This window comes from Catellatospora sp. TT07R-123 (genome assembly GCF_018327705.1).
Taxonomy (GTDB): Bacteria; Actinomycetota; Actinomycetes; order Mycobacteriales; family Micromonosporaceae; genus Catellatospora.
Window position 1 is genome coordinate 2,699,710 of the sequence record NZ_BNEM01000001.1, and the last position, 24,177, is coordinate 2,723,886.

Consider the following 24,177-nt stretch of genomic DNA (forward strand, 5'->3'; position numbering starts at 1 on the left):
CAGCGCCGGGGGTCGGCCTGCAGGAACACCACGGGGTGGGAGGCCGCCATGTCACCGTCCTCGCTGGGTCGGCTGATCGCGCAGCAGCGTCGGCTGCGCGGCTACAGCCAGGCCCGGTTAGCCGAACTGCTGTGCGCCGCCGCGGGCAGCCCGACCGTGACCCGGCACGAGGTGAGCCGCTGGGAACGCGGCGAGCGCCTGCCCGGTGTGCAGTGGCTGGGCTGGCTGGCCCATGTGCTCGGCCTGTCCCCCACCCGCCTGGGGCTGGCGGCCGGGCCGGACCTGCGCCGGGTCTCGACCGCCGAGGTCACCGATCTGTGCCTGCTCGCCGGGAGCTGGCTGCGGCAGGATCCAGGTGGTGATCCGCAGGCGGCCGCGCCCGATCCCGGCATCGGTGCGCTGCGGCGGATGGACGACCTGGTGGGCGGGGCCGACCTGGCTCCGCTCGCGGCCCGGCACCGGCGGCAGGCGCTGGCGGCCCTGCGCCCGGCGCGCGGCACCGGCCGGCGGCTGCTGCTGGCACCCGCCGTGGAGCTGTCGCAACTGGCGGGCTGGACCGCGGCCGACGCCGGGCAGCCCCGGGCCGCGCTGGGGGCCTACCGGGAGGGGCTGGTGCTGGCGATGGAGGCCGGGGACCGGCAGCTCGGGGCACATCTGCTGGGCAGCGCCAGCCACCTGCTGGGCGAGCAGGAGCCGGGATCGGCCTGGCAGCTGGCCCGGGTCGCCGCCGCGGGCGCACGGGCGCACGGCAGCGCCGGGCTGCGGGCCCTGCTGGCGCAGCGGGCGGCGTACGCGGCGGCGCGGTGCGGCGACCGGCGGGCGGCGCACGGCTGCCTGCTGGTGGCGCAGCGGCTGGGCGAACGCCTCGTCCCGGAGCGGGAACCGCCCTGGCTCTACTGGCTGGACCAGGCGGAACTGGCCGCGATGACCGGCCGCTGCCTAGTGGTGCTGGACCGGCCGCTGCGCGCGCTGCCGCTGCTGTCCCGCCCGGAGCTGCGCGGTTCGCGGCAGCCGCGCTCGGTCGCGGTCTACTCGGGGTGGCTGGCTCGGGCTCTGCTCGGCGTCGGGGAGCTGGAGGAGGCGTGCGCGGTCGGGGCGGGCGGCGTCATCGCCTCGGTGCGGTCGGGCTCGGTGCGCGCCGCCGAGCAGACCCGGGAACTGGCCGCCCGGCTGGCCCCGAGGCAGGACGTGCGGGCGGTGCGTGAGCTGAGTGACCTGATCAGCTACGTCACGTCCTACCTCCCGGGCGCGCGGGGCCTGCGGCGACTCGTCTAAGTTCATGTTCATGACCATGCACCCGGTGGATCGCGCCGCCCTGCGCCCGCGGGTGGAGAAGGCGCTGGCGGTGTTCCTTGCCGAACGCCGTACGCATATGGCCGCCATCGACGACGGCCTGCTCCCCCTCGCCGACGCCGTCGAGTCGTTCATCCTCGGCGGCGGCAAGCGGCTGCGCCCCGCCTTCGCGTACTGGGGTTACCGGGGCGCGGGCGGGGACGACCGCGACGACGTCGTCACGGCGCTCGCCTCGCTGGAGCTGGTCCAGGCCAGCGCCCTGATGCACGACGACCTGATGGACGCCTCCGACACGCGCCGGGGCGAGCCGTCGGTGCACCGCCGCTTCGAGGCGCTGCACCGGCAGCGCAGCTGGCAGGGCGAGCCGGGCGGGTTCGGCGCCGCGGCGGCGTTGCTGCTCGGCGACCTGTGCCTGGTCTGGTCGGACGAGCTGCTGCACGGCAGCGGCCTGGACCCGGCCGTGGTCGCGCACGCCCGCCCCGTGTACGACCTGATGCGCACCGAGGTCATGGTCGGCCAGTATCTCGACGTGCTGACCCAGGCCAGCGCCGACACCTCGGTGAGCCGGGCCAGCAAGGTGGCGCGGTTCAAGTCCGCCAAGTACACGGTCGAGCACCCGCTGCTGTTCGGGGCGGCGCTGGCCGGGGCCCCGGCGGAGCTGAGCGAGGCGTACTCGGCGTTCGGGCTGCCGCTGGGCGAGGCGTTCCAGCTGCGTGACGACGTGCTCGGGGTGTTCGGCGACCCGGCCGCGACCGGCAAGCCCGCCGGGGACGACCTGCGCGAGGGCAAGCGGACGTACCTGATCGCGAAGGCGTTCGAGGGGGCCGGGCCGGACGACCGGGCGGCGCTGGCGGCCGGGCTGGGGCGGCCGGACCTCGACGAGGCGGGCGTGGCCCGGCTGCGGCAGATCATCACCGACACGGGGGCGCTGGCGCAGACGGAGGCGTACATCCGGCAGCTGACGGACACGGCGCTGGCGGCGCTGGCGGCGGCACCGGTCGAGCCGGAGGCGGCCGAGGTGCTGCGCGCGCTGGCCGACGCGGCGGTCCGCCGCGCCACCTAGCATCGACACTGGCCCATCTGAAGCACGGATCTTGGAAAACAGTCCACTGGATAGGCCAGCGTCGATCAAAACGGGTCGGCGCAAGCCGGTGGGCGCAAGCCTGGTGGGCCAAGCCGGGTCGGCGCAGGCCAGGTCAGCGCAGGATCTGGCGGAAGCTCTCGTAGTGGTCGCCGGTGTAGTACAGGTCCCCGTCGCGCCCGGCGATGATCCGGCGGGCGCCCCGGTCGGGTGAGCCCGGCGTGGGCACCGTGAACTCGCGGTAGTACCCGTTGGGCCGCGCGGGCAGCAGCTTCTCCTGGTTGGCGAAGACCGTGCCGTCCTTGCGGTACGGGTACGGCCCACCGCGGTCGATCAGCGCCAGCGTCGCCGCCGCCTCCGGGGGCAGGTCGCGCAGCGGCACCGTGCCCAGCCCCGACACCGGGGTCGCCCTGGGCCCGCCGGGCACCGCCGACGGCTCGGGCGACAGCGCGGTACGCGCGCAGAAGCCCACCACCGCCATGACCGCCACCAGCAGGACCGCCGCCACGGCGGCCAGGGTCAGCGTGCGCCGCGATACCTGCCTGTCCACACCAGGCAGTGTGCGGGCTGCGCCGCCGACGATCAAGAACCGTGCGATCATCGACCGGTGTTCCCCCACGGCAGGCGGCGTGCCGCGCTCCCCCTCGGCTGCGTCTCGGGTGTGCTGCTGGCGGTCTCGGCGTACCTGTCCGGGGCGCTGCCCGGCGGCGACCCCGGCCCCGGGCTGCGCACCGGCGGGTTCGGCGCGGTCGGCGGCCCGTTCCTGCTCGGGCTGGCCTGCTGGCTGGCCGGGCTGACCGGCTGGACGCTGGCCTGGTGGTGGTCGCGCCCTGCCGAGCCGGGCCCGGAGCCCGCCGACCGGACCGGGTCCACCGCGCGGCGGATGCTCGCGCGGGGCGCGCTGTGGGCGGTGCCGCTGCTGGTCGCGCCACCGCTGGGCAGCCGCGACGTTTACGCGTACGCCTGCCAGGGCTGGCTGTGGCGCACCGGGCTCGACCCGTACGCCCTCGGGGTCGCCGACGGCGGCTGCCCCTGGACCGACGCCGTCCCGCAGCTGTGGTGGCACACGCCGACGCCGTACGGCCCGCTCGCGGTCGCCCTGTCCGGCGCCGGTACCTGGGCGAACCTGCTCGCCGCCGTGGCCTGGCTGCGCCTGCTGGCCGTGGCCGGGCTGGTGCTGGTCGCGGCCGGCGTGCCCCGGCTGGCCCGCGCCTGCGGCGTGGCCCCGGCCGCCGCCTACTGGCTCGCCCTGCTCAGCCCCCTGGTCGCGGTGCACGCCCTCTCCGGCGCCCACAACGACGCCCTGGTGGCGGGCCTGGCCGTCGCCGCCCTGGCCACCGCCCTGCCCGTGGCGGCGCTCCGCGCGACCGACGCGGCACCCAGCCGCCCGGACTCGACGGCGGCACCGGAGCCGGGGACGACACCGGACGCGACGGCGGCACCGGAGGCGGGGACGGCACCGGACGGCACGATGGCACCGGAGGCGGGGACGGCGCCGGGCGGGTCCGGTCCTCGGCTCGGCTGGGCGGTGCTGGCGGGGGTGCTGCTCGCCGGCGCCGTCGCGATCAAGGTGACCGCGCTGGTGGCGCTGCCGTTCCTGCTGCTGCTCGCCGGGCGGCGCTGGTGGGCGGCGCTGGGCGCGGCGGTGGCCGCGTTCGCCGGGCTGAGCCTGGGCACCGGCCTCGGCCTGGGCTGGGTGGCCGCGCTGCGCGGCACCGGCGAGCTGGCCCAGTGGAGTTCGCCGCCGACGGCGGTCGGCATGGCCGCGGGCTACCTGCTGCGGGTCGCGGGCCGGGGCGGCTGGTTCGACGGGGCGGTCGCGGCCGGGCGGGTCCTCGGGCTGCTGGCGCTGGCCGCGGCGGCGCTGCTCGCGCTGCGCTCGGCGTGGCGGGGGCGGCGTGAACCGGCCCGTGTCCTGGCCGCCTGCGGCTGGCTCGCCGCGGCGGCGGCCCTGCTCGGCCCGGTCTTCTATCCCTGGTACGCGCTGGTGCCGCTGGCCCTGCTCGGCGCGGTCGAGGCCGACCCGGGGCGCCGCCGGGCGCTGGCCGTGGCCGCGATCGTCTGTGCCTGCCTCACCCTGCCCAACGGGCTGGGCGTGCCGGTGCTGACCAAGACGGTCGGCGCGTTCGCCGTCACCGGCCTGGTGGTGTGGGCCGCCGTACGGCTGCGGCGCGGGTCCACAGCGACAGCGTGACCAGCACCAGCGCGAACCCGAACAGCAGGTCCTCGACCGGCGCGTACGCCACGCGCAGCCCGGTGATCGCGGCCGGGTCGTAGCGGACCACCCCGCGCCCGGTCAGCACCCCGTTGCTGAGCAGCTGGAACAGCAGCACGATCGGGTACGTCGCCCAGAACGCCACCCCGAGCAGCAGCCGGGTGCGCAGCAGCACCAGGTCGAGCAGAACCGCGGCCAGGACACCGAGCGCGGCGGCCACGGTGTAGCTCATCGCCGCCGCGCCAGCACGGTGCGGACCGCCTCGAACCCCAGGATCGCGCACAGCGGCACGACCAGGAAGAACAGCACCTCCTCCAGGGGCAGGCCGCCGGGCAGCCATACCCCCAGGAGCTGGGTGGGGTCGAAGCTCCACTGGCCGGCGGCGACCGCGGCGAGATCCCACAGCAGGAACACCGCGGCCACCGGCAGCACCGTGACGGCCAGCCGCCGCCGCTGGCGCAGCACGCCCACCTTCAGCACCGGCTCCAGCCACAGCGCGCACAGCAGGCAGCCACCGAGCACGGCCAGGTAGGCGTACACGCGGTCAGAAGGCGATGGCCTGGGCTCGGCGCTTGACCTCGCGGGCGCGGTCGCCGCCCAGTGCCTTGGCCGGGGTGCCCGGGAGCGTGTCGTCGGGCGTGTACAGCCACCGCAGCGCCTCTTCGTCGTTGTACCCGGCGTCGCGCAGCAACGTCAGGACGCCGGGGAGGTGCTTGAGCACGGTGTCGTTCGCCACCAGCTCAGCGGGCACCTGCCGCACGCCCTCGTGGCGTACGGCGATCAGCATGCCGTCCTTGATCAGCTGGTGCACCTTGATGATCGACAGCCCGAGCCGCTCGGCGACGTCGGGAAGCGGCAGCCAGCCCTCCGGTGCGAAGGTCGCCTGCCCGGTGTCTGTCGATTGCGAAGTCTCGGCCACCTCCACACCTTGCCACGTCGCGGGCCGGGCCCACCACCGCATCCCCCCTGAACACCCGACCCCGCCCGCCCCGGATCCGCGGGAAAGGAGCGACCGATGAATCCCTGGCAGCTCATCCGGCGCGAGATCGAGGGCGCCCGGCGCTCGGTGCGCTACGACCTCGACCGCCGCCGGACCCACGAACGGACCGCCGTGATCAGCATGGACACCGACGGCCCGGCGCCGCGTGGGCGCCGCCGGGTGATGCTGGCCACCGGCGCGCTGCTGATGGTCTCGACCGGCGTCGGCGGCTACTACGCGGTCGCGGGCGGGCTGGAGGCGCTGCTGGGCGACGGCGCGCCGCCCAGCGCCCTGCCCCGGGTCCCGGCCACCGGCAGCGCGGTGCCGACACCGGCGCCGAGCCCGACGCCGCGGCGGCCCAGCCCGACCCCGTCGGCCGGGTCGCAGCTCGTGCCGGCGCACGGCCTGCCCAGCACCCGCCGCCCGTCGCCGCGGCCGACCCCGCCGGGCGGCGCCTCGCCGAGCCCCAGCCCGACGCCGTCGCCGAGCCCGTCGGCGGAGCCCTCGCCGTCGGACAGCCCGTCGCCGTCGCCGTCAGTGAGCCCGGACACAGCAGAGTCCACCCCCGCCGCCCCGCGGGTCACCGAGCCCGGCCGGCTCGCCCCGGACCCGGGCAGGCTCGAATGATCAGCACCCGAAACGCCCGGTCGGGATACGGTCGCGCCCTCGGGTGTACGCCGTTGGGCCTTCCCTGACTTAGACTGCGCTGCGATGAACACTCAGGTCGCCGATCAGCTGCTCGGCACACTCGTCGACGGGCGCTACCGCATTCGCGGTCGCGTGGCCCGTGGTGGCATGGCGACGGTGTACATGGCCGTGGATGAGCGACTGGAACGCACAGTCGCCCTGAAGATCATTCACCCGGCACAGGTGCGCGACGCGAACGGGCAATCCTTCAGCCTCGACCGGTTCACCGACGAGGCCAAGACCATCGCCCGGTTGACCCACCCCAACGTGGTCGCCGTATACGACCAGGGGACCCACAACGGCCTGCCCTACCTCGTGATGGAGTACGTCCGCGGCCGCACCCTGCGCGACATCCTCGCCGAGCGCCGCCGGCTCAGCCCGGTCGAGGCGCTGGCGGTGCTGGAGCAGGTGCTGTCGGCGCTGGGCGCCGCGCACCGGGCAGGCCTGGTGCACCGCGACGTCAAGCCCGAGAACGTGCTCGTCGCCGAGGCCCCCAGCGGCGGCAGCCACAACCTGATCGACGCCGTCGCGAAGGTGGCCGACTTCGGGCTGGCCCGCGCGGTGGAGGCCAGCGCCGCCGACGACCCCGGCACCGGCCAGCTCATGGCCACCGTGGCGTACGTCGCGCCGGAGCTCGTCCGCGACGGCCACGCCGACCCGCGCAGCGACGTGTACAGCGCCGGGATCGTGCTGTTCGAGATGCTCACCGGCCGGGTGCCCTACGACGGCGAGCGCCCCGTCGACGTGGCCTGGCAGCACGTCGACCGCGACGTGCCGCCGCCCTCGCGCTTCGTGCCCGGTCTGCCGCCGGCGCTGGACGAGCTGGTCGCCTCGGCGACGCGCCGCCAGGCCTCGGCCCGGCCCACCGACGCCGGAGCGCTGCTCGTCGCGGCCCAGAGCGCCCGCGAGTCGGTCGTGTCCGGCGCCGCCACGCAGCGGCTGCGCCCGGTCATGGAGCAGGCCACGGTCGTGGTCAGCCAGGTCTCCCCGGCAGAGCGTCCGGCGTGGGCCAAGCTGCCCTCGCCGCAGCAGCCGGCCCCCCGAACCCGGCGGCGCGCGCAGGCGGCCCCCGAGAGCCCGCTCGACCGGATGAGGACCACGTACCAGCAGCTCATGCGCGATCCGCGCGGCCGCATGGCGCTGATCGCCGGCGCCGTCGTGGTCGCCCTGCTCGTGCTCGTCGGCGGCTGGTGGCTCGGCTTCGGCCGGTACGAGGTGACCCCGCAGCTGGTCAACATGACCAGGTCGCAGGCGGAGGCGACGCTGACCCAGGCGGGCCTGACGGTGAAGTACGCCCCGGGGCAGTACCGCGAGAACGTCGAGAAGGACGTCGTGCTCATCCAGGACCCGCCCGTGGGCGACCGGGTGGTGCGCGGCGGCGTGGTGACGCTGACGCTGTCACTCGGTCCCGAGCGCTACATGGTCCCGGACGTGTCGGGCAAGACCTACGACATGGCCCTGGTCGACCTCCAGGCCGACCCGCTGAAGCTCAAGGTCAAGAAGGGTGCCGACCGGTTCGACGACCTGATCCCGAAGGGCGTGGTCCTGGAGACCAACCCGAAGGCGGGCACCGAGGTCAAGTCCGGCGCCGACATCGAGGTCATCGTCAGCAAGGGCCGTGCCCCGCTGACCGTGCCGTACGTCGTCGGCAAGAACCTGACCGACGCCAGGGAGATCCTGGAGGGCATGGGCCTGCGGGTCGAGACCGAGCAGGTCACCTCGGACAAGCCGTACGACGAGGTGGTCGAGCAGAACCCGCCGACGGGTGCGGGCGTCGAGGCGAACACCGTGATCCACCTCAAGGTCAGCAACAACCCGACCGGCACCCCCATGCCGCCGGTGCAGAACATGGGCTGCCAGGACGCCGCCAACCAGCTACGCGCGATGCAGCTCGACGTCGAGGTCGCCGGCAACGACATGGAGAAGTGGGTCGGCCACGTCGAGCGGCAGACCCCGGACGCGGGCGTCCCGGTGCAGCCGGGCCAGCACGTCCGGATCAGGTGCAAGATCTGATGTCGCACGGCATCGGCGCGCACGCGCCTGTCGCGGGCGGGCTGGCGAAAGCCGCGCTGCCGTACGTCGACGCGGTCTCGGCCGGGTCGGTCCAGGTCTTCGTGGGCAATCCACGGGGCTGGGCCCGCCCGGCCGGCAACCCGGCGCAGGACGAGGCGTTCGCGGCGGGCTGCCACCAGCGGGCCATCCCGGCGTACGTGCACGCGTCGCTGCTGGTCAACATCGGCTCGCCGACCGAGGCCACGGTCGAGCAGTCCCGCGAGACGCTGACGCACGGCCTGCTGCGCGCGGCGCGCATCGGTGCCGCCGGAGTGGTGTTCCATGCCGGGTCGGCCGTCGACAGCGAGCACGCGCCGCAGGCGTTCCGGCAGGTGCGCGAGGTGCTGCTGCCGCTGCTGGACGCGCTGCCCGACGACGGCCCCCGGCTGCTGGTCGAGCCCAGCGCGGGCGGCGGCCGGTCGCTGGCGGCCCGGGTCGAGGACCTGGGGCCGTACTTCGAGGCGGTCGACTTCCACCCCCGGCTGGCGGTCTGCTTCGACACCTGCCACGCCTGGGCGGCCGGGCACGACCTGGCCAAGCCGGGCGGCATGGCGCAGACGCTGGACGAGCTGGTCGCGGTGTGCGGTGAGGGCCGACTGGCGCTGGTGCACGCGAACGACTCCCGCGACACCTGCGGGTCGCTGCGCGACCGGCACGAGACCATCGGCAGGGGCACGATCGGCGCGGCCGCGTTCGCCGAGCTGATGCGGCATCCGGCCGTGGCGGGCGTGCCGGTGATCGTCGAGACCCCCGGTGAGCTGCATGCCACTGACATTTCCCTGCTCAGGGGCTTGCGCGACGAATAACCATTAGGGCACCCTTACTGAGGCAAGGCTAGCTTGAGCAGAGCGGCCCACTCCTCGGCCGAAGGGTATGTCCGTGTTCGTATGTATCTGTGAGCGGGTGCGCGAGTGCGAGATCCGTTCCGTGATCCGCGCCGGCAACCGCTGCGAGGAGAGCGTCGGCACCGCCTGCGGTGCGGGCACCGGCTGCGGCACCTGCCTCGACCGCATCTGCGACCTGATCGAGGAAGAGGGCGCCGACACGCTCGCGGTCAGTGCGGCGTAACGGACAATATGGCGTAGATTGCCCCCTATACCGTAAATTCTGGGGGGTTTCTTTTCCATGCAAGGCGACGCCCGGGTCATCGAGTTCCTCAACGAGCAGCTGACGGCCGAGCTCACGGCCATCAACCAGTACTTCCTGCACGCCAAGATGCAGGAGAACTGGGGCTACACCAAGCTCGCCAAGTACACCCGGCACGAGTCGATCGACGAGATGCGCCACGCCGAGGTGCTCACCGACCGCATCCTGTTCCTCGAAGGCCTGCCGAACTACCAGAAGCTGTTCGCGCTGCGCATCGGCGAGACCGTCAAGGAGCAGTTCGAGTGCGACATGAAGGTCGAGGTCGAGGCGGTCGAGCGGCTGCGCGGCGGGATCGACTACATGCGCTCGGTCGGTGACGTGACCTCGGCGAAGATCTTCGAGGAGATCCTCCGGGACGAGGAGTCGCACGTCGACTACCTGGAGACCCAGCTCGGCCTCATCGCCAGCCTCGGCGAGGCCCTGTACCTCCAGAACGTCACCGAACACCCGGAAGCCTGACCGGACGGCGCCCACACCGGCCGCCCCGACCGAGTGCCGACCGACGCGCCACACACTCCCCACCCCCGCCCCCACCCCGTTTTTCATAGACGTTGGCCTATTACATCGACTGAATCGAGATCGAAGTCGATGTAATAGGCCAACGTCTATGAAAAACGGGGTGGAGTCCGCCACAGCCGGGACGGGCGGGCGGGTCAGGCGGACAGGATGCCCGTCAGGACCTCGATGGCGTGGTCCACCGCGGCGTCGTCGGCGTCCAGGTGGGTGATCAGGCGGCCGGTACGCGGCCCGAGCACGCTCATCAGCACCCCCCGCTCCCGCGCCGCCGCCCCGAGCGCGGGCGCGTCCACGGCCGTCTTGGCCAGGTCCAGCACCACCAGGTTGGTGTGTACCCGCTCCGGGTCCACCACCCCGTACGGCGCCAGCGCCTGGGCCAGCCGCTGGGCGCGGCGGTGGTCGTCGGCCAGCCGCTCGACGTGGTGGTCCAGCGCGTACAGCCCGGCCGCGGCGAGGATGCCCGCCTGGCGCATACCCCCGCCCATGCGCTTGCGGATCCAGCGCGCCCGCGCGATCTTCTCCGCGCTGCCCACGACCAGCGAGCCGACCGGCGCGCCCAGGCCCTTGGACAGGCACACCGACATGGTGTCGAACAGCGCGCCGTACTCGGCGAACGGGACGCCGGTGGCGACGTGGGCGTGCCAGATGCGGGCGCCGTCGCAGTGCAGCGCGATCCCGGCGCTGTCGGCGGCGGCGCGCAGGCCGCGCAGGGTGTCCAGCCCGATGACGAAGCCGCCGCCCAGGTTGTGGGTCTGCTCGACGGCGATGGCGCGGGTCGGCACGGCCCAGTAGCCGTCCGGGCGGATCATGGAGGCGACCAGGTCGACGTCGATCTCGCCGCCCGCGAACGGCCAGGTGCGGCTGGAGATGCCGCCGATGGCGGCGGCTGCGGCGAACTCGTACGTCACCACGTGGGCGTTGGCGTCGCACAGCAGCTCCTGCGCGGGCGGCACGACCAGCTGGAGCGCGATCTGGTTGGCCATCGACCCCGACGGGGCGAACAGGGCCGCCTCGTGCCCGAACATGGCGGCGACGCGCTGCTCCAGCGCGACCACGGTCGGGTCCTCGCTGTACACGTCGTCGCCGACCTCCGCGTTCGCCATCGCCGCGCGCATGGCGGCGGTCGGCTTGGTCACGGTGTCACTGCGGAGGTCAACCAGCTGCGTCATCCCTCGTTCCTACCGCATCGCCCCGGCCGCACGCTGGCCACCCCTGCTTCTCGCCGGGAGGACGGCATGCCTGGCGGACGATCGCTACGCTGCCGGGCATGACCGAGCCGACCGCCCAGGTGGCGGCCCTCGCCCCCACCGCGCGAACCGGCTCCCGGCGCCGCATCGTGCTGGCGCTGTCCCTGGCCGCCCTCCTGCTGTCGGCGTTGACCGCGTGGCAGCTGACCGCCCGTAATTACACTCTGGCTGCGGGCGAGGCCGGCAGCGCTCCGCCGAGCGCGGTCGAACAGGTCCTCGGCGTCAGGAGCGAATACGTCATCCCGCTGGACGGCGGGTCGCACCAGTTCCGGATCCCGATCACGAATCCCGGACCGGCCCCGGTGACGTTGACGGAGGTGGGCTCGCGCTTCGAAGTCGCGCCGCCGATGTTCCCGGTCGAGCGGATGGACGTCGTCCGGTGGCACGACGGCTGCTGCGCCCCAGCCGACAAGGTCGCCTTCGGGCCGACGGTCATCCACCCGGACGAGACCGTGTTCGTCTACATCACCGTCCGGACCGCAGCCGTCTCCTCGGTCGGCGGCTGCCAGCGGCGGTGGTTCGCCAGCATCCTGGTGAAGTTCACGGTGCTGGGACTCCAGCGCGAGCAGACGCTTTCGCTGAAGCGCACCATCAGTTACCAGACGCCCGGAGCCGACTGCCGCTTCTGACGGCCTGCGAAGATCCAGGATCGTGGACGCCCGGTGTCGCCAGAGCAGCACCTGGCGTCCACGGGACCAGATCATGGGACAGCGGCCGGGGCAGTCCGCCACTACGCTGCCCGCCATGACCGAGACGATCACCCCTGCCACGGCTGCCGCGGCTCCCGCCGCCCGACCCGGCGGCCGCCGCCGCGCCGCCCTGGCCTGGGCGCTGCTCGCCGTCGCGGTGCTGGCTCTGGGCGGCTGGCAGGCCGCCGCGCGCACCTACGCGCTGGAGCCGGGGTATTTCGGCCTGCGGGCGCCCGAAGCCGTGGAGCATGTCGCGGGCGGCATACATGAGTACCGCTATCCGCTGGTCCACGGGACGTCGCATCGGATCTCGGTCTCCATGCGCAACCCCGGCCCGCTGCCAGTGCGGGTGACCGGGTTCGGCGGTGACCCGCATGAGTGGCCGCAGTCGATGTTCCCCATAACCTCGATCGAGGTGAACCGCGACGCCGTCGGCGACCTGGCCTCGGGGCAGCCGTTCGCGCCGTTCACGCTCGCCCCGCAGCAGGCGGTGCTCGTACACCTCACCGTGCGGGTGGAGGACGTCGATGTGGTCGACGGGTGCTCGCGGACGTGGTGGGGAACCCTGCCGGTGCGCTACACGGTGCTCGGGGTCGACCGCGAGCAGCAGCTCGCGCTCGACCCCGTCATCGCCTTCCAGACACCCGGAGAGGACTGCCTGGACTAGATGACTGATTCCTAATGGTCGTACGCGGTCAGTGATCGTTTCTCGGGTGCGTCGGTCAGCCAGTTGTGCCAGATCACGGCTGCGAGGGCGGCCAGGCGTTGTGCGATGCGGGCGTGCACCCCTGCGGGTGTGCGCCCGCCGTGCTGTTCGAGGCTGAGCTGACCTTTCAGGGTGTCGAAGATCGATTCGATGCGTTGACGGACCGGGGCCAGGTTGCCGTGGCGTCGGGCTTCGTCGCGGCGGTCGGGGCGTATGAACACGATTTTCAGGTCGCGTGTCTGTTGCTCGAACGCGCGGCCGGCGAAGCCCTTGTCACCGATGAGCACGACTCCGGCGGGTAGGAGGCCGTGGTCGCGGGCGTGTTCGAGCAGTTCGGCGGCGACTTCTCGTTCGCCCAGGCTCGGGGTGGCCAGGCACCAGGTGACCGGTGTGCCGTCCAAGGCGGTGACGAGGTAGAGCTTCAGGCCCCAGATCCAGCGGGAGTGCGATCTGCAGTAGCCGTACCCGGCCCATCCGGCCAGGGCCGAGCCGATCGCGGTCTGGCGGGACATCCCGCACGGGATCACGGTGGCGTCGATGAGGCGGATGCCGTCGTGGCCGGCCGGGGTCTGGGCGGCCAGGCGTGTGATGACGGTGGTGATCAGCGGCGCGGCCGCGGTGACGCGTTTGTGGTAGCCGGCCTGTTTGGGCAGGTACGGGAACATGCGGCCGAGCCTGCCGTAGCAGAACCGCAGCCAGTGGTGCTGCGACGGGAACCCGAGCAGGACCTGCGCCACGGCCAGGCAGACCAGCTCGGCGTCGGTCAGCTTCTTCGGGCGTCCGGGACGGCGCCGGGACGCGGTGATGACATGGTCATCGACGAACACGTACAGTGCCGTCAGAAGGGTATCGAGGTCTGTCTTCACACACTGACATCGATACCCTTCCCCATACCCGCGTCAAGACCACGGACCAAACCAACCCTGATTAGGAATCAATCATCTAGCCGCGCAGCATCTCCGCGACCAGGAACGCCAGCTCCAGCGACTGCTGGGTGTTCAGGCGCGGGTCGCAGGCAGTCTCGTACCGGCCGGGCAGGTCGGCGTCGACCAGGGCCTGCGCGCCGCCCAGGCACTCGGTGACGTCCTCGCCGGTCAGCTCGACGTGGATGCCGCCCGGGTGGGTCCCGGCCATCTTGTGCACCTCGAAGTAGCCCAGCACCTCGTCCACGATCCGGTCGAAGTGGCGGGTCTTGTACCCGTTCGAGGACTCGTGGGTGTTGCCGTGCATCGGGTCGCACTGCCAGACGACCTTGGCGCCGCTGTCGCGCACGGTCTCGACCAGGTTCGGCAGCCTGTCGCGCACCTGGTGGTTGCCCATGCGGCTGATCAGGGTGAGCCGGCCGGGCTCGTTGTGCGGGTTGAGCATCTCGCACAGCCGCCGCACGTAGTCGGGCGTGGTCGACGGGCCGAGCTTCACGCCGATCGGGTTGGCGATGCGGGAGATGAAGTCCAGGTGGGCGCCGTCGAGTTCGCGGGTGCGCTCGCCGACCCACAGGAAGTGCCCGGACAGGCCGTATGCCTTCTCGTCGGCGATGCGGGTCAGCGCCCGGTCGTACTCCAGCGCCAGGGCCTCGTGCGAGGCGTACAGCGTGACCGTGCGCAGCGCTTCCTCATTGGTCATGCCGCAGGCGCGGATGAACGCCAGCGCCCGGTCGATCTCGCGGGCGATGGCCTCGTAGCGCTCGCCGAAGGCCGAGGTGCGCACGAAGTCGCGGTTCCAGTCGTGCACGGCGTGCAGGTCGCCCAGGCCGCCGCCGAGGTATGCCCGGAGCATGTTCATCGCGGCGGCCGCGTTGGCGTACGCCCGGATCATGCGCTGCGGGTCGGCCACGCGCGCCTCGGCGGTCGGCTCCAGCGAGTTGATCATATCGCCGCGGTACGCGGGCAGCCCCAGGGAGTCCAGCGGCTGCGAGCGCGGCTTGGTGTACTGCCCGGCGACGCGGGCCACCTTGACCACCGGCATGCTCGCGCCGTACGTCAGCACGACCGCCATCTGCAGCAGGGTGCGCGCGTTGGCCAGCAGGTGGCTCTCGGTGTTGTCGGCGAACGTCTCGGCGCAGTCGCCGCCCTGCAGCAGGAACGCCTTGCCCTCGCAGACCAGGGCCAGCCGGTCGCGCAGCTGGTCCACCTCGTACGGCGCGACGACCGAGGGCACCGTGTCCAGCACCCGGCACACCTTCTCGACCTCGGCGTAGTCCTCCCACGGCGGCATCTGCGCGCGCGGCAGCGTCCGCCAGTGGTCGAGCCCGAGGTCCTCGGCGGACTTGTCGGTGGCCGGACGGGCGATGCTGACGCCCGTCTCGCCGTACTGGCGGACGCCGGCCAGTTCCAGGCCGGGGTGCCGGAGGTCATGCCATTCGTGGCGCATGCGCTCAGAGTACGGCCGGGGCACCCGGCGGCCGCCGCCGACATGGCCCCATCCCACAAGGTGGCTGGGCGCGGCACGTCACCAGTCCTGCTACGCCCCGAGAACAGCACCGGCTGTCCCGCAACCTGGGATCGTTGATCAGGTATGACCGTACTGCCGCGCGTGGCCGACTACCGCCCGCACCGCACCGTGCCCGACATCGACCTGGAGGGGCACGTGGTGCCCGGCCTGACCGGCGAGTTCTTCCGCCGCCCCGACGGCGACCGCGTCGCGACCGTCGGCCTCTACCGGTACCGGGGTGCGGAGCTGTTCATGGCGTGGGGCTTCGTCGGCGAGGCGCACTGCCGGTGGACCGCCTACCGCGGCGAGGACGGCTGGACCGCACCGCACGAGGGCTGCCCCCGGGTCCGCCGCGAGGCAGGCACCCTGCTGGTGGACACCGGCCGCGCCCGGATCGCGCTGCCCGTGCAGGCCGCCTCGCCCGAGGCTGCCTGGCCTGAGCACGCCGACGCCCGGCCCGGACCGGCCGGGTCGGACGTCGGTGCTGTGGCGCTGACGGCCGTACACGATGGATCGCATCCGGCCGTCAGCGGTTCGCTGTGCGCCACCGGCGCGGGCCTGCCTGGCTGACCGGCGGGCTCAGTTGGCCACTTCGGCCGTGGCCACGGCGCGGGCCTCGCGGCGGACGTACACGATGGAGGTGGCGGTGATGCCGAGGCTGGTGACCAGGGCCACCGTGTGCAGCACCGGATCGGGGATGGGCGCGAAGGCCAGCACCCCGGCCGGGATCTGCACCAGGCCGATCAGGACGAGCAGCATCGGCGTGCGGCGGCCCCGGGACCAGGTGAAGGCCGTCCACACCGGTGCCGTCACGACGGCGAGGGTCAGCACGTCGAGCAGCGCGTGCAGGTAGGGGTTGTGGACCCGGTCGTGCGCGTACGCGTACGCCGGGGCCGAGATCATGACTGCGGCGAGAGTGGTCCCGAGGATGGTCAGGGCGCGTCGCATGGCCGCCTCCTAGCAGCTCGGCGGGGTGGGGCTGGATGAATCCCCAGGTCCGAGCCTAAGTCGGGGGTGGACGGAGCCGGAACCCCCACAGGCGTGAATGATGCGCGTGACCTGCGGCCGCGCGATGAATCTCGCACACCCGCGGGGGTATGACCGCCTCAGGCGGCCTGTTCGGCGATCTCCCGCGCCCGGTCCCGGGCGGCCTCCAGCGCGGCCAGCAGCGCGGCTCGTACCGCGTGGTTCTCCAGCTCGCGGATGGCCGAGATGGTGGTGCCCGCGGGCGAGGTGACCGCCTCGCGCAGCTTCACCGGGTGCTCGCCGGAGTCGCGCAGCATGATCGCCGAGCCGATCGCGGTCTGCACGATCAGGTCGTGCGCCACCTGGCGCGGCAGGCCGAGCAGGATGCCCGCGTCGGTCATCGCCTCGACCAGGTAGTAGAAGTACGCCGGGCCCGAGCCGGACAGCGCGGTGACCGCGTCCTGCTGGCTCTCCGGCACCCGGATGGTCCGCCCCAGCGGCGTGAACAGCTCCTCCACGACGGCCATGTGCTCGGCGGTGGCGTGCGGCCCCGCCGAGATCGCCGTCATCGCCTCGTCCACCAGCGCGGGCGTGTTCGTCATCACCCGTACGATCGGCACCGCGTCGTTGAGCCACTTGGTGAAGAACGCCGTCGGCAGGCCGGCGCACAGCGACACCACCAGCTTGCCCGCCGGGATCAGCGGCCCGAGTTCCGCCATCAGCGCCCCGGCGTCCTGCGGCTTCACCGCGATGGCCACCACATCGGCCGCCTCGACGGCCGCCGCGTTGTCCAGCACCCGAATCCCGTACCGCTCCCGCAACTGCTCAGCCCGCTCCACCCGCCGCGCCGTAGCCACCAGCCGATCCACCGGCCACCCAGCCTTCACCAGCCCGGACAGCAGCACCTCACCGATCTTCCCCGCCCCGACAACCGCAACCGTCCGCACCGCCACGCCTCCCGCACTCCCGCCTCGACTAGTTGATCATGAAGTTATGGGGGTCGACACACCGTCGAACACGACCATAAGTTCATGATCAACGGGAAGAGGGGCCCGCGGCCCGCACCGGTGGTGCGGGCCGCGGGTGGCGGCATCAGCCGAAGAAGGCCTCGGCCTCGTTGTAGCGGTGGACCGGGACGGTCTTCAGCTCGCGGGTGGCCTCGATGAGGGGCACCCGGACGATCTCGGTGCCGCGCAACGCGACCATCTTGCCGAAGTCGCCCTCGTGCACGGCGTCGATCGCGTGCAGGCCGAAGCGGGTGGCCAGCACCCGGTCGAAGGCGGTCGGCGTGCCACCGCGCTGGACGTGGCCCAGCACGACCGCGCGCGCCTCCTTGCCGGTGCGCTTCTCCAGCTGGTCGGCCAGCCAGTTGCCGATGCCGCCGAGGCGGACGTGGCCGAACGCGTCGAGCTCGCCGTTGAGAGTGATCAGGTCGCCGTCGGTGGGCATGGCGCCCTCCGAGATGACGATGATCGGCGAGTAGTTGGTCTTGAAGCGGGTCTCGACGTGCTCGACGACCTTCTCCAGGTCGAACTTCTGCTCCGGCAGCAGGATGACGTTGGCGCCGCCGGCCAGGCCGGCGTGCAGCGCGATCCAGCCCGCGTGGCGGCCCATGACCTCGACGACCACGGTGCGGTGGTGCGACTCGGCGGTGGTGTGCAGCCGGTCGATGGCCTCCATCGCGATGTTGACCGCGGTGTCGAAGCCGAAGGTGAAGTCGGTGGCGCCCAGGTCGTTGTCAATCGTCTTCGGCACGCCGACGACGTTCACGCCCAGGTCGGTCAGCTTGGTGGCCACGCCGAGGGTGTCCTCGCCGCCGATGGCGACCAGGGCGTCCACACCCAGGTTGGCGAGGTTGTCCTTGATCCGCTCGACGCCGCCCTCGATCTTGAACGGGTTGGTCCGGGACGAGCCCAGGATCGTGCCGCCACGGGGCAGGATGCCGCGCACCTCCGGGATGCCCAGCGGGCGGGTCATGCCCTCCAGCGGGCCCTTCCAGCCGTCGCGGAACCCGACGAACTCGTGCCCGTAGGTGCCCACGCCCTTGCGGACCACGGCGCGGATGACCGCGTTGAGACCGGGGCAGTCGCCGCCGCCGGTGAGTACGCCGATACGCATTGTTCTCGTCCTCCCGAATACGGGTAGTCACATTGCCTAGCCCCGGGATGACGAGTGAACACGGCTACGCTGCCGGCCGGGGCGGGCCGCAAATGGGCACTGTACTGCGACCACCCGGATAGGGCCAGCACGCCCCGCCCACGTCCGAATGTCAGGCGGATGTCGGGGCGGCGAATTCCGTACCAGGAGGGCGCAACAGCCTCGCAATGACGAGGTTACTCGCCGTTGACAGGGCGTGGTGGCGCGGCTCACCGTGCCGCGGTCACCGCTTGCGGGCCGTCATCGCCTGCCAGCGGGCCAGGTTGTGCCGCGCGTCGACCAGCGCGTCGTGACGCGCCGTGGCCGCCTCGGGCAGGCCCGGCCGGCCGGTCTCGTCCCACAGCTGCCGCAGCTCCTTGGTGAAGCGCGGGATCACCCGGGGCAGGGCCACCATCGGGCCCCACAGCTGCGCCAGGCAGACGTGGTCGTACGCGCCGTACCAGGCCCACAGCTCCAGGGTCTCGTTCGGGCGGCCCTTGACCGGCTCGCTGAGGAACTCCAGCAGGTCGGTGCGGATGCGCTCGCGCGAGCGCCACGCCTTGTCCGCCGGGGACGGCAGCAGGTTGAGCACGTTGTCGCGCACCCACGGGATCGCCTTGGCCGGGTCGAACTCGGTCGAGACCGCGTAGAACTCCCGGCCGTACTCGTCGACCACGCCGATCGAGACCAGGTCGATCGTGGTCCCGTCCTCGATGAACTCGCAGTCGTAGAAGTAGCGATACGCCATGTGAACCGGTCTTCCCTCCGCGCCGACGCCGCGCCTACCCTGACGCGATGACGTTCTCGATCGTCGCGCGTTCGGCTGACGGCACCGCACACGGGGTCGCCGTGGCGAGCAAATTCCTGGCCGTCGGGGCGGCCGTGCCCGCCGCCGAGGCGGCCGTCGGGGCACTGGCGACGCAGTCCTACGCCAACCTCGCCTACCGCCCGCAGGGCCTGGCCCTGCTGCGCACGGGCACGGCGGCGGCCGACGTCGTGGCCGGGCTCACCGCCGCCGATCCGGGCCGGGCGCAACGCCAGCTCGGCGTCGTGGGTACGGGCGGTGACGGCGCGGGCTGGACCGGCCCCGGCTGCCACGGCTGGGCCGGCGGCGCCTACGGCGACGGCTTCGCGATCCAGGGCAACATCCTGACCGGACCCGAGGTCGTCGAGGCGATGCGGCTGGCGTGGCTGGCCGGCGACCCGGCCGCTCCCCTGGCCCGGCGGCTGCTCGCGGCGCTGCGCGCCGGGGACGCGGCAGGCGGCGACAAGCGCGGGCGGCAGAGTGCGGCCCTGCTGGTGGTCAGCCCCGGCCAGGGGTACGGCGGCACCGGCGACACCGTCGTCGACCTGCGCGTGGACGACCACCCCGCCCCGTGCGCCGAACTGGCCCGCCTACTCGGCATCCACTCCCTCCTGTTCGACCGCCCCGACCCGGCCACCCTGCTCGACCTCGACGGCGACCTGGCCACCGAGATCCGCACCCTGCTCACGGTCCGCGGCCACACCCACTCCGATCTCGACACCGCCCTGGCCTCCTGGGCCGGCGTGGAGAACCTCGAAGAACGCCTGGTCCCCGGCCGCATCGACCCCCTGGTCCTCACCCACCTCCGCACAACCTGACCCCACCCCACCCCACCCCGGGCTGCGCCTGCGCCATCGCCCGCGCCCGCGCCATCGCCCGCGCCTGCGCCTTCGCGCTCTGCGGCTGCGCTCTGCGGCTGCGGCGGCAGCGGCAGCGGCGGCAGCGGCGGCAGCGGCAGCGGCAGCGGCGAAGATCGTCGTCTGCGGTCGAAAGCTCGCATGACAGCACCGTTTCTGACCGCAGACGGTGATCTTCACCGTCAGCGTGGCCAAGATCGCGCTCTGCGGTCAGGGACGGCCTGCCGCCACCGCGCCGCCCGAGTCAACCCCGACGTCCAGCTGCCGACCCAACAGCCCACGCTCCGACCGCGGACGCCGATCTTCAAGCGAGATCGTGGTTTCCGGTCACGAAGTGGGCCGCGAGCGAAGTTCTCGACCGCGAACAGCGATCTTCAGCGCCACAGCCGCAGCTACGGCCAGCGCGCGGCCCGTGAGCTAAGTTCCCGACCACGAACAGCGATCTTCAGCGCAACAGCCACAGCTACAGCCGCAGTTGCGGCCAGCCCACGGGACGCGAGCGAAGTCCTCGACCGCGAGCAGTGATCTTCAGCGCCACAGCCGCAGCCATGGCCGCAGTTGCGGTCGGCTGCGGCGGCGCGGGGGACGCAAGATCAGCCGAGCAGGGCGTCGCGTGCGTCGTGCAGGCCCCGGCGGTTGTCGGACTGGTCGGCCACGCCGGTGAGGTCGCCGGTGGCGATGCGGGCGGCGAACCAGTCGGCCTGCACCGCCCAGCGGAAGCGCAGCAGCACGTCCAGGCTGGCCTCGATCTCGGCGCGGGGCACCACCCCGGTCGCGGCGTACGCCGACAGCAGCTCCCGGGCCCGGTCCGAGCCTCCCGCGTACATGACCGCCGAGGCGACGTCGTACATGAGCGGCCCGGCCCCCGCCGAGCCCCAGTCGATGACACCGATGCGGCCGGTGCCGGGGTCGAGCAGGAACGCCCCGTGGCACGGGTCCCCGTGCAGCGCCCCGTACGTGAGCCGGTCGGTGACCTGGAGTTTCGTCAGCGTGTTGACGGCGGCGGCGACCGCGGGACGCACCCAGTCCTCGACGTCCAGGTGCGGCGCGTCGGGGCGTACCCAGTGCCAGGCCGGCAGGCCCGGGTGGCGGAACTCGCGCAGCACCCGGTGCACGGCGCCGAGCCGGTCGCCCCACCACTGCTGGTCGAGGGGATCGTCGGCCTCCAGTTCCCGGCCGGGCACGTGGTGCAGCAGCGCCAGCACGTGGTCGCCGACGGGCACGGTCAGCGCGCCGTCGGCGGTACGCAGCGGGGCGCCCGCGTCGACGCCGTGGCGCGACAGGTGCTCGGCGGCGGACAGACCAGCTTCGAATTGCGCTTTCTGCGCAGGTCGGACGGCCTTTGCGACGTAGTGGAGGCCACCGGCACTGACCGATACGGTGGTCGACGTCATCCCACCGGACAGAGGAGTGAAGCCGTCCGGCTGAAGATGCCATGCCGTCCGAAGTGTCGTGCGGAACGTATCGTCAGCCAGCACGGGCGGATTATCACATGGCCAGCCCAGCCGCCATATCCATCGGCGGTGTCCGCGATCCGGCAGATCCGCCGGTGGTCGGTCCACGGAGTGGACTCAACGGCTCACTCAAGCGATGATCTGTCCAGGGTTACGCCGACCGCTCACGACCGTGGACTGGTCGGTCGGGGTGGGAGACGGAAGGGGTAGGCGGTGGAGATTCGCATTCCGGATGCCGCGGATGCGCTGACCGGAGTCGAGATGTTCGCTGGCCTGGAGCCGGAGGTGCGCCAGCGGGTGATCGCCGCCGCGGTGCCGCGCACCTTCCGCAAGGGCCAGCTGCTGTTCGTGGAGAACGACCCCGGCGAGACCCTGATCGTGCTCAAGCGCGGTTCGGTAGCGGTGTTCCGCACCTCCCCGACCGGCGAGCGCGCCGTGCTGTCGGTGCTGCGCCCGCCGGACACGCTGGGCGAGGTGTCGCTTCTGGACGGATCGGCCCGCTCGGCCTCGGCCGAGGCGCTGGAGGACTGCACGGCGCTGGCGCTGTCGCGCGGGGCGTTCATGGAACTGGTGCACTCGAACCCGCGCATCCTCGACGCGGTCATGCGCTCGCTGGGCGCGCTGATCCGGCGGCTGACCGAGCAGAACGCCGACCACGTCTTCCTGGACCTGCCGGGCCGGGTGGCCAAGACGCTGGTGCGGCTGGCGGGCGAGAGCCAGGCTCCGATGATCACGATCGAGCTGAACCAGAGCCAGCTGGCCGAGATGGCGGGCGGTTCGCGGCAGAGCGTGAATCAGGCCATCGGCTCGTTCGCCAGCCGGGGCTGGCTGCGTACGGAGGGGCGCCGCATCGTGGTGATGGACGTCCCCGCCCTGCGCCGCCGCGCCGGCATGCAGGACCGCTAGCCCTCACGCGGCCGCCCGCCGGGGGGCGAGCGGCCGCGCACCGGCTTCAAGATCGCGCAGTTGCCGGGCAGTCGGGCGTATCAGTGCACCTGATACGCCCGACTGCCCGGCAACTTTGCTTCACGACTGGCCGCGCCGGGGCGGCGCTGGCCCGGCGGGGCGGGCGGAGCGGGGCAGGCGGAGCGGGGCAGGGTGGAACTGAACCGCTTTACCAAGGGTGGGGACCGGTCTAGCATGGGAGCGCTTCCATCGACAGCGGTTCCCACTGCCCCGCGGTTGCCCGACCGCGTACGGGGACCGCCGCGCCGTTCCCCGAGGAGTCCGCATGTCCCGAAACCTCCGACGGTCGCTGCTCGCCGCGCTCTCGGCGATGCTCGCGGCCGTCACCCTGGCACTGCCGTTCGTGGGTGCCCCGGCCGCGCAGGCCGCCGACCCGCGCGACAGCTTCATCACCCGCTGCGGCATCCGCTTCTGCCTCGACAACCGGCCGTACTACTTCGCCGGCACCAACACCTACGACGTGTTCACCTTCGGCTACGACTGGCTGCCCGGCGAGCAGTACGTCGACAAGGCCAAGATCGACGCGCACATGCTGCGGCTGCAGAACGACAAGGTGCAGGTGCTGCGCCTGTGGATGTTCAGCCACGAGGACTGGATGGGCTTCGAGGCGGCCAAGGGCGTCTACACCGAGGAGGCGTTCGTCCTCTTCGACTACGTCATCAAGTCCGCGCGCGAGCACAACCTCCGGCTCGTCCCGGTGTTCGAGAACTTCTGGGAGGCGTACGGCGGCATCGACAAGCGCCTGGCCTGGGAGGGCCTGCCCACCGGATACGCCAACCGCTGGCGCTTCTTCAACAAGACCGCCTGCCCCGGCTGCTTCACGCAGTACAAGAACTACGTGAACAAGGCGCTCACCCGGGTCAACTCGATCACCGGCGTCGCCTGGAAGAACGACCCGACGATCCTGGCCTGGGAGCTCATGAACGAGCCCCGCTACCCCGACGCCACCCCCAACGAGAACACCACCGGCACCACGCTGCGGGCCTGGGTCGACGAGATGGGCGCGTACGTCAAGAGCCTCGACCCCAAGCACCTGCTCGGCACCGGCCAGGAGGGCCAGCAGACGGCGTACGGCTACGGCGGCGACTCCGGCGGCCCGTTCGTCTACATCCAGCAGTCGCCCTACATCGACTTCACCTCGGCGCACATGTACCCGACCGAGGGCTGGGCGGGGCTGAACTTCGCCTCGGCGCGCACCCTGCTCAAGAAGTGGATCAGCGACTCGCACAGCCTGGTCGGCAAGCCGTTCTTCCTCGGCGAGTGGAACGCCCACGACGACAAGACGACCTGGTGGACCGAGATCTACGCCGAGATGGAGGCCAGCGGCGGCGACGGGGACGCGTTCTGGTGGTACCCGGCGAACACCAGCTGCGGCGGGTTCGACTCCGGGGAGGGGTGCGCGGAGCACGCGGTGTTCCGTACCCACTCGCAGAACATGATCAATAAGACCGGCGTGGTCGACCTGACCCTGAGCCCGAGCCCGTCCCGCTCGGCCAGCCCGTCGCCCAGCACCTCCCCCTCGCGCTCGGCCAGCCCGTCGCCCAGTGCCAGCCCGTCGGCCAGCGCCTCGCCGAGCCCGTCGGCCAGCCCGCAGACCGGGGCGGCCTGCAAGGTCACCTGGCGCATCGACAGCTCGTGGCCCAGCGGCTTCAACGCCTCGCTGGTCATCGCGAACACCGGCACCACCACGTTCACCAACTGGGTGCTGACGCTGACGCTCGCCGGTGGGCAGACCGTGGTCAACGGCTGGAACGGCACGTTCACCGTCAGCGGCTCGAATGTGACGATCACCGCACCGGCCTGGGCGCCCAACCTCGCCCCGGGCCAGGCCTGGACCGCCAGCTTCACCGGTGCCGGCCCGACCACCGCGCCGAGCAACGTCAAGCTCAACGGCGTGCCCTGCGCCACCGCGTGAGCTGAGCGCAGCAAGAAGGCGGGCCGAACCGGCCCGC

General features: G+C 72.5%; 26 protein-coding genes. 14 read left to right on the forward strand and 12 right to left on the reverse strand.

Annotation, left to right across the window (positions count from 1 at the left end; all coding sequences use genetic code 11):
* The first annotated feature begins 48 nt into the window (after positions 1-48).
* On the forward strand, positions 49-1,275 hold the full coding sequence (locus tag Cs7R123_RS11420) for a helix-turn-helix transcriptional regulator (RefSeq protein ID WP_212825880.1): 1,227 nt from the start codon (positions 49-51) through the stop codon (positions 1,273-1,275).
* Positions 1,276-1,285: 10 nt separating this feature from the next.
* The gene (locus Cs7R123_RS11425) at positions 1,286-2,356 is read left to right on the forward strand and encodes a polyprenyl synthetase family protein (protein ID WP_212825882.1); all 1,071 of its coding nucleotides are present in this window, start codon (positions 1,286-1,288) and stop codon (positions 2,354-2,356) included.
* A 133-nt stretch (positions 2,357-2,489) separates the two neighbouring features.
* On the opposite strand, the gene Cs7R123_RS11430 is transcribed toward Cs7R123_RS11425, so the two are convergent.
* A complete protein-coding gene (locus Cs7R123_RS11430; protein ID WP_244871757.1) occupies positions 2,490-2,924 on the reverse strand; it encodes a ribonuclease domain-containing protein in 435 nt (144 codons plus the stop codon).
* Positions 2,925-2,981: 57 nt separating this feature from the next.
* Between Cs7R123_RS11430 and mptB the strand changes: the two genes are divergently transcribed.
* Positions 2,982-4,568 (forward strand): polyprenol phosphomannose-dependent alpha 1,6 mannosyltransferase MptB, encoded by a 1,587-nt coding sequence (gene mptB, locus Cs7R123_RS11435; RefSeq protein ID WP_212825884.1) that lies wholly within the window; start codon positions 2,982-2,984, stop codon positions 4,566-4,568.
* Here the strand turns inward: mptB and Cs7R123_RS11440 are convergent.
* Genes Cs7R123_RS11440 through Cs7R123_RS11450 form a run of 3 tightly spaced genes read right to left on the reverse strand, consistent with a single transcriptional unit; the run spans position 4,507 to position 5,508 of the window.
* A complete protein-coding gene (locus Cs7R123_RS11440) occupies positions 4,507-4,821 on the reverse strand; it encodes a lycopene cyclase domain-containing protein (RefSeq protein ID WP_212825885.1) in 315 nt (104 codons plus the stop codon). The genes mptB and Cs7R123_RS11440 overlap by 62 nt on opposite strands.
* The gene (locus tag Cs7R123_RS11445; RefSeq protein ID WP_212825887.1) at positions 4,818-5,129 is read right to left on the reverse strand and encodes a lycopene cyclase domain-containing protein; all 312 of its coding nucleotides are present in this window, start codon (positions 5,127-5,129) and stop codon (positions 4,818-4,820) included. Before Cs7R123_RS11445 ends, Cs7R123_RS11440 begins: the two co-directional genes overlap by 4 nt.
* A 4-nt stretch (positions 5,130-5,133) precedes the next feature.
* Positions 5,134-5,508: an Rv2175c family DNA-binding protein gene (locus Cs7R123_RS11450; RefSeq protein ID WP_244871758.1), complete on the reverse strand. Its 375-nt coding sequence runs from the start codon at positions 5,506-5,508 to the stop codon at positions 5,134-5,136.
* Positions 5,509-5,604: 96 nt separating this feature from the next.
* On the opposite strand from Cs7R123_RS11450, the gene Cs7R123_RS11455 reads away from it, so the two are divergent.
* The 5 genes from Cs7R123_RS11455 (at position 5,605) to bfr (ending at position 9,912) form a co-directional block, all read left to right on the forward strand.
* Positions 5,605-6,195, forward strand: a complete 591-nt coding sequence (locus Cs7R123_RS11455) for a hypothetical protein (RefSeq protein WP_212825892.1) — start codon at positions 5,605-5,607, stop codon at positions 6,193-6,195.
* An 84-nt stretch (positions 6,196-6,279) separates the two neighbouring features.
* Positions 6,280-8,268 carry a Stk1 family PASTA domain-containing Ser/Thr kinase gene (gene pknB, locus Cs7R123_RS11460; RefSeq protein ID WP_212825894.1) on the forward strand — a complete coding sequence of 663 codons (1,989 nt, stop codon included), beginning with the start codon at positions 6,280-6,282 and terminating at the stop codon, positions 8,266-8,268.
* Positions 8,268-9,113 (forward strand): deoxyribonuclease IV, encoded by an 846-nt coding sequence (locus Cs7R123_RS11465; protein WP_212825896.1) that lies wholly within the window; start codon positions 8,268-8,270, stop codon positions 9,111-9,113. The genes pknB and Cs7R123_RS11465 overlap by 1 nt, the downstream gene beginning before the upstream one ends.
* Positions 9,114-9,180: 67 nt before the next feature.
* Complete coding sequence (locus Cs7R123_RS11470) at positions 9,181-9,375, forward strand: bacterioferritin-associated ferredoxin (RefSeq protein WP_244871759.1); 195 nt, start codon at positions 9,181-9,183, stop codon at positions 9,373-9,375.
* A gap of 57 nt (positions 9,376-9,432) precedes the next feature.
* Positions 9,433-9,912, forward strand: coding sequence for a bacterioferritin (gene bfr / locus Cs7R123_RS11475; RefSeq protein WP_212825900.1), 480 nt, complete (start codon positions 9,433-9,435; stop codon positions 9,910-9,912).
* Between the two features lie 194 nt (positions 9,913-10,106).
* Here the strand turns inward: bfr and Cs7R123_RS11480 are convergent, their stop codons facing one another.
* A complete protein-coding gene (locus Cs7R123_RS11480) occupies positions 10,107-11,138 on the reverse strand; it encodes a low specificity L-threonine aldolase (protein WP_212825901.1) in 1,032 nt (343 codons plus the stop codon).
* Positions 11,139-11,236: 98 nt separating this feature from the next.
* Between Cs7R123_RS11480 and Cs7R123_RS11485 the strand changes: the two genes are divergently transcribed.
* Positions 11,237-11,845, forward strand: a complete 609-nt coding sequence (locus Cs7R123_RS11485; RefSeq protein ID WP_212825903.1) for a hypothetical protein — start codon at positions 11,237-11,239, stop codon at positions 11,843-11,845.
* A gap of 115 nt (positions 11,846-11,960) precedes the next feature.
* Positions 11,961-12,572 carry a hypothetical protein gene (locus Cs7R123_RS11490; RefSeq protein WP_212825905.1) on the forward strand — a complete coding sequence of 204 codons (612 nt, stop codon included), beginning with the start codon at positions 11,961-11,963 and terminating at the stop codon, positions 12,570-12,572.
* Positions 12,573-12,583: 11 nt separating this feature from the next.
* Here the strand turns inward: Cs7R123_RS11490 and Cs7R123_RS11495 are convergent, their stop codons facing one another.
* Positions 12,584-13,477 (reverse strand): IS982 family transposase, encoded by an 894-nt coding sequence (locus Cs7R123_RS11495; protein ID WP_212825660.1) that lies wholly within the window; start codon positions 13,475-13,477, stop codon positions 12,584-12,586.
* A gap of 76 nt (positions 13,478-13,553) precedes the next feature.
* Entirely contained in the window at positions 13,554-14,981 is a 1,428-nt protein-coding gene (locus Cs7R123_RS11500; protein ID WP_212825907.1) for a class II 3-deoxy-7-phosphoheptulonate synthase, read from the reverse strand.
* A 144-nt stretch (positions 14,982-15,125) separates the two neighbouring features.
* On the opposite strand from Cs7R123_RS11500, the gene Cs7R123_RS11505 reads away from it, so the two are divergent.
* Positions 15,126-15,611, forward strand: a complete 486-nt coding sequence (locus tag Cs7R123_RS11505) for a hypothetical protein (RefSeq protein WP_212825909.1) — start codon at positions 15,126-15,128, stop codon at positions 15,609-15,611.
* 9 nt (positions 15,612-15,620) lie between these two features.
* Here the strand turns inward: Cs7R123_RS11505 and Cs7R123_RS11510 are convergent, their stop codons facing one another.
* From Cs7R123_RS11510 to Cs7R123_RS11525, 4 genes are all read right to left on the reverse strand, one after another.
* Positions 15,621-15,989, reverse strand: coding sequence for a hypothetical protein (locus Cs7R123_RS11510; RefSeq protein WP_212825911.1), 369 nt, complete (start codon positions 15,987-15,989; stop codon positions 15,621-15,623).
* Positions 15,990-16,147: 158 nt separating this feature from the next.
* Complete coding sequence (gene proC, locus Cs7R123_RS11515) at positions 16,148-16,954, reverse strand: pyrroline-5-carboxylate reductase (RefSeq protein WP_374706933.1); 807 nt, start codon at positions 16,952-16,954, stop codon at positions 16,148-16,150.
* 145 nt (positions 16,955-17,099) lie between these two features.
* Entirely contained in the window at positions 17,100-18,125 is a 1,026-nt protein-coding gene (locus Cs7R123_RS11520; protein WP_212825914.1) for a 6-phosphofructokinase, read from the reverse strand.
* Between the two features lie 262 nt (positions 18,126-18,387).
* The gene (locus tag Cs7R123_RS11525; RefSeq protein WP_212825916.1) at positions 18,388-18,891 is read right to left on the reverse strand and encodes a polyadenylate-specific 3'-exoribonuclease AS; all 504 of its coding nucleotides are present in this window, start codon (positions 18,889-18,891) and stop codon (positions 18,388-18,390) included.
* 47 nt (positions 18,892-18,938) lie between these two features.
* Between Cs7R123_RS11525 and Cs7R123_RS11530 the strand changes: the two genes are divergently transcribed.
* A complete protein-coding gene (locus tag Cs7R123_RS11530) occupies positions 18,939-19,766 on the forward strand; it encodes a DUF1028 domain-containing protein (RefSeq protein WP_212825918.1) in 828 nt (275 codons plus the stop codon).
* A gap of 632 nt (positions 19,767-20,398) precedes the next feature.
* Here the strand turns inward: Cs7R123_RS11530 and Cs7R123_RS11535 are convergent.
* Positions 20,399-21,283: a phosphotransferase enzyme family protein gene (locus tag Cs7R123_RS11535; protein ID WP_280517289.1), complete on the reverse strand. Its 885-nt coding sequence runs from the start codon at positions 21,281-21,283 to the stop codon at positions 20,399-20,401.
* A gap of 237 nt (positions 21,284-21,520) precedes the next feature.
* Here Cs7R123_RS11535 and Cs7R123_RS11540 point away from each other — a divergent pair, with 237 nt between their 5' ends.
* Positions 21,521-22,165: a Crp/Fnr family transcriptional regulator gene (locus Cs7R123_RS11540; protein WP_374706987.1), complete on the forward strand. Its 645-nt coding sequence runs from the start codon at positions 21,521-21,523 to the stop codon at positions 22,163-22,165.
* A 325-nt stretch (positions 22,166-22,490) separates the two neighbouring features.
* Positions 22,491-24,140, forward strand: a complete 1,650-nt coding sequence (locus tag Cs7R123_RS11545; RefSeq protein WP_212825924.1) for a cellulose binding domain-containing protein — start codon at positions 22,491-22,493, stop codon at positions 24,138-24,140.
* Positions 24,141-24,177 lie beyond the last annotated feature (37 nt).

What these genes read in the sequence shown, in the direction of transcription:
- Cs7R123_RS11420 (WP_212825880.1), top strand. Translation starts at nt 49, where the DNA reads ATGTCACCGTCCTCGCTGGGTCGGCTGATCGCGCAGCAGCGTCGGCTG.
- Cs7R123_RS11425 (WP_212825882.1), top strand. Translation starts at nt 1,286, where the DNA reads ATGACCATGCACCCGGTGGATCGCGCCGCCCTGCGCCCGCGGGTGGAG.
- Cs7R123_RS11440 (WP_212825885.1), bottom strand. Translation starts at nt 4,821, where the DNA reads ATGAGCTACACCGTGGCCGCCGCGCTCGGTGTCCTGGCCGCGGTTCTG.
- Cs7R123_RS11455 (WP_212825892.1), top strand. Translation starts at nt 5,605, where the DNA reads ATGAATCCCTGGCAGCTCATCCGGCGCGAGATCGAGGGCGCCCGGCGC.
- pknB (WP_212825894.1), top strand. Translation starts at nt 6,280, where the DNA reads ATGAACACTCAGGTCGCCGATCAGCTGCTCGGCACACTCGTCGACGGG.
- Cs7R123_RS11465 (WP_212825896.1), top strand. Translation starts at nt 8,268, where the DNA reads ATGTCGCACGGCATCGGCGCGCACGCGCCTGTCGCGGGCGGGCTGGCG.
- Cs7R123_RS11470 (WP_244871759.1), top strand. Translation starts at nt 9,181, where the DNA reads ATGTCCGTGTTCGTATGTATCTGTGAGCGGGTGCGCGAGTGCGAGATC.
- bfr (WP_212825900.1), top strand. Translation starts at nt 9,433, where the DNA reads ATGCAAGGCGACGCCCGGGTCATCGAGTTCCTCAACGAGCAGCTGACG.
- Cs7R123_RS11480 (WP_212825901.1), bottom strand. Translation starts at nt 11,138, where the DNA reads ATGACGCAGCTGGTTGACCTCCGCAGTGACACCGTGACCAAGCCGACC.
- Cs7R123_RS11485 (WP_212825903.1), top strand. Translation starts at nt 11,237, where the DNA reads ATGACCGAGCCGACCGCCCAGGTGGCGGCCCTCGCCCCCACCGCGCGA.
- Cs7R123_RS11490 (WP_212825905.1), top strand. Translation starts at nt 11,961, where the DNA reads ATGACCGAGACGATCACCCCTGCCACGGCTGCCGCGGCTCCCGCCGCC.
- Cs7R123_RS11500 (WP_212825907.1), bottom strand. Translation starts at nt 14,981, where the DNA reads ATGCGCCACGAATGGCATGACCTCCGGCACCCCGGCCTGGAACTGGCC.
- Cs7R123_RS11505 (WP_212825909.1), top strand. Translation starts at nt 15,126, where the DNA reads ATGACCGTACTGCCGCGCGTGGCCGACTACCGCCCGCACCGCACCGTG.
- Cs7R123_RS11510 (WP_212825911.1), bottom strand. Translation starts at nt 15,989, where the DNA reads ATGCGACGCGCCCTGACCATCCTCGGGACCACTCTCGCCGCAGTCATG.
- Cs7R123_RS11520 (WP_212825914.1), bottom strand. Translation starts at nt 18,125, where the DNA reads ATGCGTATCGGCGTACTCACCGGCGGCGGCGACTGCCCCGGTCTCAAC.
- Cs7R123_RS11525 (WP_212825916.1), bottom strand. Translation starts at nt 18,891, where the DNA reads ATGGCGTATCGCTACTTCTACGACTGCGAGTTCATCGAGGACGGGACC.
- Cs7R123_RS11530 (WP_212825918.1), top strand. Translation starts at nt 18,939, where the DNA reads ATGACGTTCTCGATCGTCGCGCGTTCGGCTGACGGCACCGCACACGGG.
- Cs7R123_RS11540 (WP_374706987.1), top strand. Translation starts at nt 21,521, where the DNA reads ATGTTCGCTGGCCTGGAGCCGGAGGTGCGCCAGCGGGTGATCGCCGCC.
- Cs7R123_RS11545 (WP_212825924.1), top strand. Translation starts at nt 22,491, where the DNA reads ATGTCCCGAAACCTCCGACGGTCGCTGCTCGCCGCGCTCTCGGCGATG.